This is a genomic window from Streptomyces sp. NPDC026062 (assembly GCF_055568375.1).
The window spans coordinates 63,219-75,803 of the sequence record NZ_JBVHOQ010000009.1 but is presented as its reverse complement, the minus strand read 5'-3'; the positions used below and the strand labels follow the sequence as shown (position 1 = coordinate 75,803).

Sequence of the window (12,585 nt, the reverse complement as noted above, 5' to 3'; positions counted from 1 at the left end):
GGGCCGCGCTGTCAGCGCTTGCGTGCCACGGCACCGAACTGGGCGACCGCGGCCCCGGCCCGGCCGGGTGCGGCGCGCCAGTGCGCGCACGAGACGATGCCTGGCTCCACGAGGTCGAGTCCGGCCAGGAACGAGGCGAACTCGAAACGGCCACGGGCGGTGATCGGGGGCGTGGCGTGCTCGTTCCAGAACCGCATCGCCGCCTCGTTGCCCTCACCGCCCAGTTCCAGCGTGGGGTGGGTGAGGACCAGATGGCTTCCGGAGGGCACCGAGTCCATCAGGCTGCGGACGATGCGCAGCGCTTCGCCCGTGTCGGGGACGAAGTTCAGGATGCCCAGCAGCATGACCGCGACCGGGCGCTCCAGATCGAGGGTGGGCTGCGCGGCCCGCAGGATGGCTTCCGGATTCCGGGCGTCCGCTTCGATGTACTCGGTCGCCCCCTCCGGGGAACTGGTCAGCAGCGAGCGGGCGTGCGCCAGGACGATGGGGTCGTTGTCGACGTAGACGACGCGGGCGTCGGGTGCGGTGTGCTGGGCCACCTCATGGGTGTTGTCCGCGGTCGGCAGGCCGGTGCCGATGTCCAGGAACTGGCCGATGCCCGCGTCACCGGCCAGATACCGCACCGCCCGTCCCAGGAACGCCCGGTCGGCCCGCGCCACTTCGCCGATGCCCGGATACATGCCGGTGACCTGATCGCCGACCGCCCGGTCCACCGGGAAGTGGTCCTTGCCGCCGAGCCAGTAGTTCCAGACCCGGGCGTTGTGGACGACGTCGGAACGGACGCGGGCGGGCGGGGAATCGCTGCGGGGGGCGGTCACGTCTGGCTCCTTGGCGCCGGCCTGGCATCGGGGCGATGAGGTCCTCTCCATGATGCCGGACCGGTCAAGATCTCCCGGTGGTGCCGAAGTCGGCCTTCACCGTGTGCAGGACATCGATCCGGTTGGTGGTGATGGAGTCCACACCATGCCGGATCAGCCGGCGCATCGTGCGGCCGGTGTCGGCCGTCCACGCCGAGACCAGCAGTCCGTCCCGGTGGTTGCGGTCCGTCAGTTCCCTGCTCACCAGCCCGAACCGGTAGTTCAGCCAGCGGGGCCGTACGGCGTCCAGCAGCGCCGCCCGGGGCGGCGCGAGCGTCGTCCAGGTCATCGCGATCTCGGCGGACGGGTCGGCGGCCCGCACCCGCAGCATCGCTTCGGGCCCGGCGCAGTAGTAGGCGCGCTCCCCGGCCCCGCACTCCCGGACGACGCCGACGGTCTTCCGTACGGACGCGTCGGTGGAACCGGGGAGATCGACCATGACGCGGTGCGCCCCGGCGGCGAGCAGCGCCTCGCGCAGGGTCGGTACAGCGCCCCCGGTCAGCTCGGTCACCTCCTGGTGGGTGAGCCGGTCCAGCCGCAGGTTGTGCCCCCAGAGCCGCTTCAGCGTGGCGTCGTGCAGCAGGACCGGCACGCCGTCGCGGGTGAGCCTGACATCGATCTCGACCGCGTCCGCGCCCCGTTCGAGAGCGGAGCGGATCGAGGCGAGGGTGTTCTCCCGAACACGGTACGGATCGCCGCGGTGCGCGACGGCGGTGACAGGGGTGACAGTGGCCATGGGGTCATTGTCACCACCGAACGGTCACCGGCCGGTCTGCTCCAGCCACTTCGCCGTGTACGTGTCGATCTCGGCGGACAGCGCGCGCTTGCCGGACGCGTCGAGGAAGGACGCCTCGACGGCGTTCTTCGCGAGCGCGGCAAGGCCCCGCTCGTCGAGGCCGAGGAGGCGGGCCGCCACTCCGTACTCGCTGTTGAGGTCCGTACCGAACATGGGCGGGTCGTCGCTGTTGATGGTGACCAGGACACCGGCCTCCACCATCTCCCTGACCGGGTGCTGCTCGATGTCCGCGACCGCGCGGGTCGCGATGTTGGAGGTGGGGCAGACCTCCAGCGCGATGCGGTGCTCGGCGAGGTGGGCCAGCAGCCTGGGATCGCGCACCGAGCTGGTGCCGTGGCCGATGCGCTCGGCCCGCAGCGAGGTCAGCGCGTCCCAGACCGTCTGCGGTCCCGTGGTCTCACCGGCGTGCGGTACGGAGTGCAGGCCCTCCGCGATCGCCCGGTCGAAGTAGGGCTTGAACTGCGGCCGCTCGACTCCGATCTCGGGGCCGCCGAGACCGAAGGAGACGAGCCCCTCGGGCCGCAGGTCCACGGCGAGCCGGGTGGTCTCCTCGGCGGCCTCCAGCCCTGCCTCGCCCGGAATGTCGAAGCACCAGCGCAGGACGACCCCGAGCTCGGACTCGGCGGCCTTGCGGGCGTCCTCGATGGCTTCCATGAACGCCTGCTCGGGGATGCCCCGGCGGGTGGAGGAGAAGGGGGTGACGGTCAGTTCCGCGTACCGGATGTTCTGCCGCGCCATGTCGCGGGCGACCTCGAACGTCAGCAGCCGGACGTCCTCCGGGGTACGGATCAGGTCCACGACCGAGAGGTACACGTCGATGAAGTGGCCGAAGTCGGTGAAGGAGAAGTAGTCGGCCAGCGCCTCGGGGGCGGTGGGGACCTTGGAGTCGGGGTGGTGCGCGGCCAGTTCGGCGACGATACGGGGCGAGGCCGAGCCGACATGGTGGACATGGAGTTCGGCCTTGGGCAGCCCCGCGATGAAGGGGTGCAGATCGGTCATCGGATCCTCCGGGGACAGGAGTGGCACGGGCCCGGCACATGGGGACCCGGGCAGGGGACGGGAGTCATCGTAGGACCACGCGGCCCGTAGCATGACGGGCATTACGATGGGGGAGGCCCATGTCAGACAGCTCAGAACGGCCCGTTGACGGGTCCGTGCCGCGAGATCCGTGGGCTCCGCCGAGCAGCAGGGTGCCGTTGGAGAAGAACACCGCGGATTCCCGCCCGGTACAGGACGGGGACACCGGCAACAGCGGGGACACCGGCAACACCGGGGACACCGGCAACACCGGGGACGCCGGTACTCCCGATCCGTCGTCGGCGCACGACCAGCGGACGGTCACATCGATGCCGGGCCCCGGGACGGGCCCGATACCCACCGCCGGTTTCGGTCCGCCCGGCCAGGGACAGCCGACGGATCCCTGGCAGGGTCCCGGCTCGGTGCCGGCACCACCGCTCGGGCCGAACGGTCCGGGTCAGCCGGTACCGCCGCCCGCCGGGCAGTACGGCTACCCGGCTCCGCAGCAGCCGCAGTACGGCTACCCGGTCCAGCAGTACCCGGGCTACCCCGGCTACGGCGGCCAGCCCGGGTGGGGGGCCGGGCCCGCCAACGGCATGGGCACGGCTGCGATGGTCCTGGGGATCCTGGCCGTCTGCCTCTTCTGCGTCTACGGCATTCCCAGTCTCATCCTGGGTGTGCTCGCGCTGATCTTCGGCATCCTCGGCCGTAAGCGGGTCGCCCGGGGCGAGGCCGACAACTCCGGCCAGGCGCTGGCCGGGATCATCCTGGGGTCCATCGGCATGGCCATCGGCGTTCTCATCATCGGAGGCCTCATCTGGCTCATCGCCACGCACGCGGACGAGTTCGACGACGACACCTACGTCGACGACACCTACGGGGCGTCACTGGTCGTCGACGACGCACGGTGACGGCCTCGGCCGCCGGCCGTCGACGAACCCCGGGGCTGTGCGCGGCCGGGACGCGGTGACGGCTCCCGCGGGCGTCGACGACCACAGGACGGCATCGGCAATCGGCGACCCATGATGACGTCCGACGCATGCTCATGATGATGTCCCCGGTCCGGGTGCTGCCCGACAAGCGGCCGGGAAACCGGTCTGCGGGGCGGTGGGGAGCAGCCCCTCCGCCCCGCAGACCGTCTCATATGCCGCCCGACCCGCTCCGCAGCCCGGCCCGCGCCTCCATCAGCGCGAATCCCAGCAGATTCAGCCCCCGCCACGTCGCCGGATCCTCCGCGCGCGGGTCGTCCGCCGCCAGCCCGATGCCCCAGATCCGGTCCATCGGGCTCGCCTCGACCAGCACCCGGTCGCCCGTGGCCAGCAGGAACCCGCCCAGCTCCGGGTTCTGGCCGAACTTGTGCACGCTGCCCGCCACCACCAGGCCGTACCGCTCGCGCTCCCAGACGGGCTCGTCGAAATCGCGGACCAGCCGGCCCACCTTCTTCGCTTCCGCCGGGCTCTTCGCCGCCACGGCCCGCTCCATGGCCTCCGCGTCTCCGAACAGTCTCGCCTTGGCGGCCATCATCCAGTGCTCGGCCGACGCGTACGTCACCCCGTCGACCGTGAACGGCGACGGCCACCACTGGCTGAGACAGCTCGCACCGATCCGGCCGTCCGGGCGCGGCCGGTGTCCCCAGAACAGCAGATACTTGACCCGCTCGCTTCCGCTCCGGCCGGCCAGGGCCACGAGCCCGCCGACATCCCGGACATCCCCGATGTGTTCCATGACACGCGAGTCTGACATCCGCCACTGACAATACGTACGGGGAATTCCGCGCCGACACGACACATGGTCGACAGATTCCGTCGCGTAACCAAAAGGCAACAACGGAATCACTTGTTGGGCTCAGTCCCCTCTGTCAGGATCGGCACTCAAATCGAGCAGAAGCTACGCCGCCCCCGGTCTGCGGGCAGCGGCGGAGGAGAGCATGATGGGCAACAGCTTCCAGGTGCAGGACCGCTTCGCGGACGGCGCGCAGTACATCGGCGGAAGGCTGCGGTCCGGCACATCAGGGCACAGGCACGAGGTGGTGAATCCGGCCACCGGTGAAACGGTCTACACCTACGAGACGGCCGGAACCGCCGACGTGGACGCGGCCGTCGCCGCCGCGCGCGAGGCCTTCCCCGGCTGGTCGGGAGCGACCCCCGCCGAACGGTCCGAGGCCATGCACCGCTTCGCCGCGGTCCTCGCCGGGCAGGCGGACGACTTCGCGTACGCGGAATCCCTCCAGTGCGGCAAGCCGGTCAAGCTCTCCACCGAGTTCGACGTTCCGGGCACGGTCGACAACACCTCCTTCTTCGCCGGCGCCGCCCGCCATCTGGAGGGCAGGTCGGCCGCCGAGTACGACGGCGACCACACCTCGTACGTACGGCGTGAGGCGATCGGTGTCATCGGCTCGATCGCCCCCTGGAACTACCCGCTCCAGATGGCCGCCTGGAAGGTCCTGCCGGCCATCGCGGCCGGTAACACCATCGTGCTCAAACCTGCCGAGATCACCCCGTTGACCTCGCTGATGTTCGCGCAGGCGGCCACCGAGGCGGGCATCCCGGACGGCGTCATCAACATCGTCACCGGCACCGGCAAGGAGGCGGGCGAGCACCTTGTCGGCCACCCCGACGTCGTGATGACCTCCTTCACCGGCTCCACCGCCGTCGGCAAGCGCGTCGCGGAGATCGCCACCTCCACCGTCAAGCGCCTCCACCTCGAACTCGGCGGCAAGGCCCCCTTCCTGGTGTTCGACGACGCCGATCTGGAGGCCGCGGTCAACGGAGCCGTCGCCGGCGCCCTCATCAACACCGGCCAGGACTGCACGGCGGCCACCCGCGCCTACGTCCAGCGCCCGCTCCACGACGCCTTCGTCCAGGGGGTCGCCGCACTGATGGAGACCGTCCGGCTCGGCGACCCGTTCGACCCGAAGACCGACCTCGGCCCGCTGATCAGCCACGCCCAGCGTGACCGGGTCGCCGGCTTCGTCGAGCGGGCCCGCGCCTACGCCACCGTCGTCACCGGCGGCGAGGCCCCGGGCGGAGACCTGGCCGACGGCGCGTACTACCGGCCGACCCTGGTCGCCGGGGCCGCGCAGGACAGCGAGATCGTCCAGTCCGAGATCTTCGGCCCCGTCCTGGTCGTGCTGCCCTTCGACACCGACGACGAAGGCATCGCCCTGGCCAACGACACCCCCTACGGACTCGCGGCCTCCGCCTGGACCCGTGACCTGTACCGGGCGGGCCGTGCCACCCGCGAGATCGAGGCGGGCTGCGTCTGGATCAACGACCACATCCCGATCATCAGCGAGATGCCGCACGGCGGATACAAGGCCAGCGGGTTCGGCAAGGACATGTCGTCGTACTCCTTCGAGGAGTACACGCAGGTCAAGCACGTCATGTACGACAACACCGCGGTTGCCAGGAAGGACTGGCACCGCACGGTCTTCGGGGACCGGTAGGACCCGTCCGCCACACGGGGGCAAGAGGGAACGGGACCGGATGCGCGCGGCTGCGATGCGGAGGCATCGAGCCATGGCGCAGCCCTGGTGACCGACGACAACGCGGCACACGCACCCGCCCGCCCCGCGCCGCCACCCCCCTGTGACGGACGGTCCAACCCGGCCGGTCCGGCCGCACACCCACCCGAAAGGGCAACGCGTATGGAGCAGTACGAGCCCGAGCGTCTCTCCGCGGTCCAGCTGGCCGCGATGCGCCGGAGTCTGACCCACGGCAGAGGAGCTCTCACCCGCCGATCGCTGCTGCGCGCCTCAGGCCTCGGCGCACTGGCGGTCGGCGGGCTGGGGACGCTGAGCGCGTGCGGCATCCCGCCGGCCAAGCGGGAGGGCGACGCGGCGGCTGCCTCGGACGACCACTCGGCCACGGAGAAGCGCGTCAACTTCTCCAACTGGACCGAGTACATGGACGTCGGCGAGGACGAGAAACACCGGCCCACCCTGGACGCGTTCACCGAACGCACCGGGATCAAGGTCAAGTACACCGAGGACATCAACGACAACGTCGAGTTCTTCGGGAAGATCAAGCCGCAGCTCGCGGCCGGCCAGGACACCGGCCGCGACCTGATCATCGTCACCGACTGGCTGGCCGCCCGTATCATCCGGCTCGGCTGGGCCCAGAAGCTCGACCCGGCGAACCTGCCGCACGCCTTCGCCAACCTCTCGCCCCAGTTCCGCACCCCCGACTGGGACCCCGGCCGCGCCTACTCCTACCCCTGGACCGGCATCCCGGCCGTCATCGCGTACAACTCCAAGGCGACGGACGGCCGCAAGGTCGACTCCGTGACGCAGCTGCTCGACGACCCCACGCTCAAGGGCCGGGTCGGTTTCCTCTCCGAGATGCGCGACTCCGTCGGCATGACCCTGCTCGACATGGGCAAGGACCCGGGGAAGTTCACCGACGCCGACTACGACGCGGCGATAGGCCGGCTCCAGAAGGGCGTCGACAGGAACCAGATACGCCGCTTCACCGGCAACGACTACACCGCCGACCTCGACAAGGGCGACATCGCCGCCTGCGTCGCCTGGGCAGGCGACATCATCCAGCTCCAGGCCGGAAACCCGGACATCAAGTTCGCCATCCCGGCCGCCGGATACATCACCTCCAGCGACAACATGCTCGTCCCGGCCAAGGCCCGGCACAAGACCAACGCCGAGAAGCTCATGGACTACTACTACGAGCCCCCGGTCGCCGCCCAGCTCGCCGCGTACATCAACTACGTCTGCCCGGTCGACGGAGTCCGCGAGGAGCTCGCCGCCATCGACAAGGCGATGGCCGCGAACACCCTGATCCTCCCGGACAAGGCGATGGCCGCCAGGTCGCACGCCTTCCGATCCCTCACCTCCAAGGAAGAGACGGCGTACGAGGAGAAGTTCGCCAAGCTCATCGGTGCCTGACGCCGTGCCCCTCCTCTCCTGATCTCCCTCTGACACCACTGGGACTGCGATCCATGACACAGCAGCAGACAGGCGGCGACGTCCGCCTCACCGGGATCAGCAAGACGTACGGCTCCTTCGCCGCCGTCCAACCGCTCGATCTGACCGTCCCGCAGGGCTCCTTCTTCGCGCTGCTCGGCGCGTCCGGCTGCGGCAAGACCACCACCCTGCGGATGATCGCGGGCCTGGAGGACGCCACCACCGGCACCATTTCGCTCGGCGGCCGGGACATCACCGGCCTCCCCCCGTACAAGCGGCCCGTCAACACGGTCTTCCAGAGCTACGCGCTGTTCCCGCACCTCGACATCACGGAGAACGTCGCCTTCGGACTGCGCCGCCGCGGCATCAAGTCGGTCAAGAAGCAGGTCGACGACATGCTGGAACTCGTCCAGCTCGGCGACTTCGCGAAGCGCAAGCCCCATCAGCTCTCCGGCGGCCAGCAGCAGCGCGTCGCCGTGGCCCGCGCCCTGATCAACCACCCGCAGGTACTGCTGCTCGACGAGCCGCTGGGCGCCCTCGACCTCAAGCTGCGCCGCCAGATGCAGCTCGAACTCAAGCGCATCCAGACCGAGGTCGGCATCACCTTCATCCACGTCACCCACGACCAGGAGGAGGCCATGACGATGGCCGACACCGTCGCGGTGATGAACGCGGGCCGGGTCGAGCAGCTCGGCGCCCCCGCCGATCTGTACGAGAACCCGTGTACGACCTTCGTCGCCAACTTCCTCGGCACCTCGAACCTCATCGAGGGCGAAGTCGTCTCCGGCGGCACCGACCTCGTCGTCGCGGCCGGCGGCGGCAAGCTGCGGCTGCCCGCCGACCGGTGCGCCGGGCCCACCGGGAACGGCGGCAGACTGCTGCTCGGCATCCGTCCGGAGAAGATATCGCTCGCCCGCGCCGGCGAGGCGGACGCGATAGCGGACGGGCGCAACCGGGTCACCGGCCGGATCGTCGACTCCAGCTTCATCGGCGTCTCCACGCAGTACGTGGTCGAGAGCCCGGCGGGCAAGGCGCTGCACGTCTACGAGCAGAACGTCGAATCCCGCACCGGCCTCACCCCCGGCGCCGAGGTCGTCCTGCACTGGAACCCGGCCCACACCTTCGGCCTCGACGCGGCCCAGGACATCGACGCCGGTGTGGAGACGGTGGAGGACGCGGCGTGACCCTCACCAAGGAGGCGCCACCGGCGCCCGCCACCGAGCCGGACGTGCGCAAGCCCTCCACCCGCAGGCGCCTCGTCCCCTACTGGCTGCTGCTCCCGGGCATCCTCTGGCTCGTCGTCTTCTTCGCCCTGCCGCTGGTCTACCAGGCCTCGACCTCCGTACAGACGGGATCCCTGGAGAAGGGCTTCGAGGTCACCTGGCACTTCCGGACGTACTGGGACGCGCTGGCCGACTACTACCCGCAGTTCATCCGGTCCCTGCTGTACGCCGGCACCGCGACGGTCCTGTGCCTGCTTCTCGGCTACCCGCTCGCCTACTTCATCGCGTTCAAGGCCGGGCGCTGGCGCAACCTGGTGCTGGTGCTGGTCATCGCGCCCTTCTTCACCAGCTTCCTGATCCGTACGCTCGCCTGGAAGACGATCCTCGCGGACGGCGGTGCGGTCGTCGACGTACTGAACACGCTGCACGTCCTGGACGTCACCAGCTGGCTCGGCTGGACCGAGAACAACCGGGTGCTGGCCACTCCGATGGCAGTGGTCTGCGGCCTCACGTACAACTTCCTGCCGTTCATGATCCTGCCGCTCTACACCTCCCTGGAGCGGATCGACGGCCGGCTGCACGAGGCGGCCGGGGACCTCTACGCGACCCCCGCCACCACCTTCCGCAAGGTGACCTTCCCGCTCTCCATGCCGGGGGTCGTCTCCGGGACCCTGCTGACCTTCATCCCGGCCAGCGGTGACTACGTCAACGCGGAACTGCTGGGCTCCACCGACACCAAGATGGTCGGCAGCGTCATCCAGACCCAGTTCCTGCGCGTCCTCGACTACCCGACGGCGGCCGCGCTCTCCTTCATCCTCATGGCGGTCGTCCTGATCATGGTCACCGTCTACATCCGCCGCTCCGGCACGGAGGACCTGGTCTGATGCCCGTACTGCGCCGGCTGCGACGCCATCTGGTCGTCATCGCGGGTCTGCTGACCCTCGCCTACATGATCCTGCCGAACATCGTCGTGATGGTGTTCTCCTTCAACAAGCCCAACGGGCGCTTCAACTACTCCTGGCAGCGCTTCTCGCTGGACGCCTGGAAGGACCCCTGCGGCGTCGCCGACATGTGCGGCTCGCTCTCGCTGTCCCTGCGGATCGCCGCCTGGGCCACGGTCGGCGCGACCGTACTCGGCACGATGATCGCGTTCGCCCTGGTCCGCTACCGGTTCCGGGCACGGGGCGCGATCAACTCGCTGATCTTCCTGCCGATGGCGATGCCCGAGGTCGTCATGGCTGCCTCGCTGCTCACCCTCTTCCTCAACATGGGCGCGCAGCTGGGTTTCTGGACGATCCTCATCGCACACATCATGTTCTGCCTCAGCTTCGTCGTGACCGCCGTCAAGGCACGCGTCATGTCGATGGACCCGAGGCTGGAGGAGGCGGCCCGCGATCTGTACGCCGGACCGGTCCAGACCTTCGTGCGGGTGACGCTGCCGATCGCCGCCCCCGGAATCGCCGCGGGAGCGCTGCTCGCCTTCGCGCTCTCCTTCGACGATTTCATCATCACCAATTTCAACGCGGGCTCCACCGTGACCTTCCCCATGTTCGTCTGGGGCTCGGCACAGCGCGGCACGCCCGTGCAGATCAACGTCATCGGTACGGCGATGTTCATCATTGCGGTACTGGTGGTACTCGTCGGCCAGCTGATCGCGAACCGGCGGAAGAACGCGCGACCCTGAAAGTCCCGAAGGAGTTGGAAACCATGGCCCCAGCTGCCATGCGTACTGCCGCACAATCACTTTCCGACGCGAAGCCGGTGTCGTTCTGGCTCGACGACCCCGGCAAGCCCGAGGCGCTTCCCGCGCTCACCGGCGACGAGCACTGCGATCTCCTCGTCATCGGCGGCGGCTACAGCGGACTGTGGACCGCGCTGCTCGCCAAGGAACGTGAACCGGAACGCGATGTCGTCCTGATCGAGGGGCACGAGACGGGCTGGGCCGCCTCGGGCCGCAACGGCGGATTCTGTGCCGCGTCCCTCACCCACGGGCTGCCCAACGGTCTCGACCGCTGGCCGGACGAGATCGGGAAGCTGGAGGAACTGGGCGCCCACAACCTTGACGCCATCGAGGCGGCCGTGGCCCGCTACTCCATCGACTGCGAGTTCGAGCGCACGGGCGAGATCGATGTCGCCACCCAGCCCCACCAGCTCGAAGAGCTGCGGGAATGGCATCAGGAGACTGAACGGCAGGGTTTCGGAGGAGTCGACTTCCTCGACGCTGACGCGCTCCGCGCCGAGGTCGACTCGCCGACCTTCCTGGGCGGTCTCTGGGACCGGCGCGGCGTCGCGATGCTGCATCCGGCGAAGCTCGTCTGGGGTCTGAAGCAAGCCTGTCTCGACCTCGGTGTGCGGATCTACGAGACCACTCGCGGACTGGAACTGGCCAGAACCGGAACCGGAATGGCGGTCCGGACGCCGTACGGCAAGGTCCTCGCCCGCCGCGTCGCGCTGGGCACGAACATCTTCCCCTCGCTCGTGAAGCGGGTCCGTCCGTACACCGTCCCGGTCTACGACTACGCGTTGATGACCGAGCCGCTGAGCGGGGAACAGCTCGCGTCCATCGGCTGGAAGAACCGGCAGGGACTCGGTGACAGCGCCAATCAGTTCCATTACTTCCGCCTTTCCGCGGACAACAGGATTCTGTGGGGCGGATATGACGCGATCTATCCGTACGGCGGCCGGCTCAGTTCCGGACTCGACCAGCGGCCCGAGACGTTCCTGAAGCTCGCCGGGCAGTTCTTCGAGTGTTTCCCGCAATTGGCGGGTGTGCGTTTCAGTCATGCCTGGGGCGGTGCGATCGACACCTGTTCCCGGTTCTCCGCATTCTTCGGAACGGCCCATCAGGGCCGGGTCGCCTACGCCGCCGGATTCACCGGACTCGGCGTCGGAGCCACCCGGTTCGGCGCCGATGTCATGCTCGACCTTCTCGCGGGCCGGCCCACCGGGCGGACCGCCCTGGAGATGGTGCGCACGAAGCCGGTGCCGTTCCCGCCGGAGCCCCTCGCATGGGCCGGGATCGAGCTGACGAAGCGCTCGCTGGCCAGGGCGGACGACAACGGCGGCCACCGCAATCTGTGGCTGCGGACGATGGACCGGCTGGGCCTCGGCTTCGACAGCTGAGCCACGGAGCATGGCCGAGACGATCCCCGTGACCCAGCTCACTACCGATGGGTAGCCGAACCCGCGTAAGGGATCGGCCCGACCGCTCTCTCCCTGGTGAACGCGCCGGCAACTCCTGCCGGTGCGACACGGAACGGAGGCCGGCCATGGTGGGCACGGAGGTCAGGGCAGCAGTCGAGTGGCTTGCGTCGGCGGCGCCGGATCCCGGCGCCTGCCGGTGGGAATGGGAGCGTGATCCGAGGGGGATCGTGCTCCTGCCCGCCGGCAGGCGCTGGGACGTACTCATTCTTCCGGGGGAGCTCGGCCGTCCGACGCTCGACGTGGTCTCCCGCCTCGTCGACCGGCCGGGACCGGTCCTCGCCGACTTCGGCGACGCCCGCATGGGCTTCTTCGTGCCGCCGGGCACGGTCACCCGCTGGGTGGGCACCGGGGTGCGGGGTGCCGGCACGGGCACCTGGATCGTCGTCCCCCACCCGGCGCGTGCCGCCGTCGGCGGGGTGCGCTGGCTGATCCCGCCGGACGGATCGGGCACACTCACCGACGCCACGCTGCTGGAACTGGCGATGCACGAAGCCGTGGCGAGGGGCCGGGACAGGGGGGACGGCTGCCAGAGGTCTTGACAACTCGATTGGTCTGGACCATGTTGTGCGCCAC

The 12,585-nt window shown here is 69.5% G+C and carries 12 protein-coding genes; 8 read left to right on the top strand and 4 right to left on the bottom strand.

Features of this window, described 5'->3' with window-relative positions:
- Positions 1-11: 11 nt before the first annotated feature.
- From ACZ4LX_RS10525 to ACZ4LX_RS10515, 3 genes are all read right to left on the bottom strand, one after another.
- Entirely contained in the window at positions 12-818 is an 807-nt protein-coding gene (locus ACZ4LX_RS10525; protein WP_467640757.1) for an SAM-dependent methyltransferase, read from the bottom strand.
- A gap of 64 nt (positions 819-882) precedes the next feature.
- Complete coding sequence (locus ACZ4LX_RS10520) at positions 883-1,593, bottom strand: glycerophosphodiester phosphodiesterase (protein WP_467640754.1); 711 nt, start codon at positions 1,591-1,593, stop codon at positions 883-885.
- Between the two features lie 24 nt (positions 1,594-1,617).
- A complete protein-coding gene (locus ACZ4LX_RS10515; protein WP_467640751.1) occupies positions 1,618-2,652 on the bottom strand; it encodes an adenosine deaminase in 1,035 nt (344 codons plus the stop codon).
- A gap of 119 nt (positions 2,653-2,771) precedes the next feature.
- Here ACZ4LX_RS10515 and ACZ4LX_RS10510 point away from each other — a divergent pair, with 119 nt between their 5' ends.
- Complete coding sequence (locus ACZ4LX_RS10510) at positions 2,772-3,581, top strand: DUF4190 domain-containing protein (protein ID WP_467640748.1); 810 nt, start codon at positions 2,772-2,774, stop codon at positions 3,579-3,581.
- Positions 3,582-3,810: 229 nt separating this feature from the next.
- Here the strand turns inward: ACZ4LX_RS10510 and ACZ4LX_RS10505 are convergent, their stop codons facing one another.
- Entirely contained in the window at positions 3,811-4,395 is a 585-nt protein-coding gene (locus tag ACZ4LX_RS10505) for an NADAR family protein (protein ID WP_467640745.1), read from the bottom strand.
- A gap of 205 nt (positions 4,396-4,600) precedes the next feature.
- Between ACZ4LX_RS10505 and ACZ4LX_RS10500 the strand changes: the two genes are divergently transcribed.
- The 7 genes from ACZ4LX_RS10500 to ACZ4LX_RS10470 all read left to right on the top strand — a co-directional run bounded on the left by ACZ4LX_RS10500 (position 4,601) and on the right by ACZ4LX_RS10470 (position 12,551).
- Entirely contained in the window at positions 4,601-6,115 is a 1,515-nt protein-coding gene (locus ACZ4LX_RS10500; RefSeq protein WP_467641133.1) for a gamma-aminobutyraldehyde dehydrogenase, read from the top strand.
- 201 nt (positions 6,116-6,316) lie between these two features.
- Positions 6,317-7,567, top strand: coding sequence for a polyamine ABC transporter substrate-binding protein (locus ACZ4LX_RS10495; protein WP_467640742.1), 1,251 nt, complete (start codon positions 6,317-6,319; stop codon positions 7,565-7,567).
- A gap of 53 nt (positions 7,568-7,620) precedes the next feature.
- Entirely contained in the window at positions 7,621-8,769 is a 1,149-nt protein-coding gene (locus ACZ4LX_RS10490; RefSeq protein ID WP_467640739.1) for an ABC transporter ATP-binding protein, read from the top strand.
- The gene (locus ACZ4LX_RS10485; protein ID WP_467640736.1) at positions 8,766-9,692 is read left to right on the top strand and encodes an ABC transporter permease; all 927 of its coding nucleotides are present in this window, start codon (positions 8,766-8,768) and stop codon (positions 9,690-9,692) included. Before ACZ4LX_RS10490 ends, ACZ4LX_RS10485 begins: the two co-directional genes overlap by 4 nt.
- A complete protein-coding gene (locus tag ACZ4LX_RS10480; protein WP_467640733.1) occupies positions 9,692-10,492 on the top strand; it encodes an ABC transporter permease in 801 nt (266 codons plus the stop codon). Before ACZ4LX_RS10485 ends, ACZ4LX_RS10480 begins: the two co-directional genes overlap by 1 nt.
- 23 nt (positions 10,493-10,515) lie before the next feature.
- On the top strand, positions 10,516-11,931 hold the full coding sequence (locus tag ACZ4LX_RS10475) for an NAD(P)/FAD-dependent oxidoreductase (protein WP_467640730.1): 1,416 nt from the start codon (positions 10,516-10,518) through the stop codon (positions 11,929-11,931).
- A 146-nt stretch (positions 11,932-12,077) separates the two neighbouring features.
- Positions 12,078-12,551 carry a hypothetical protein gene (locus ACZ4LX_RS10470; RefSeq protein WP_467640727.1) on the top strand — a complete coding sequence of 158 codons (474 nt, stop codon included), beginning with the start codon at positions 12,078-12,080 and terminating at the stop codon, positions 12,549-12,551.
- Positions 12,552-12,585: the final 34 nt, after the last annotated feature.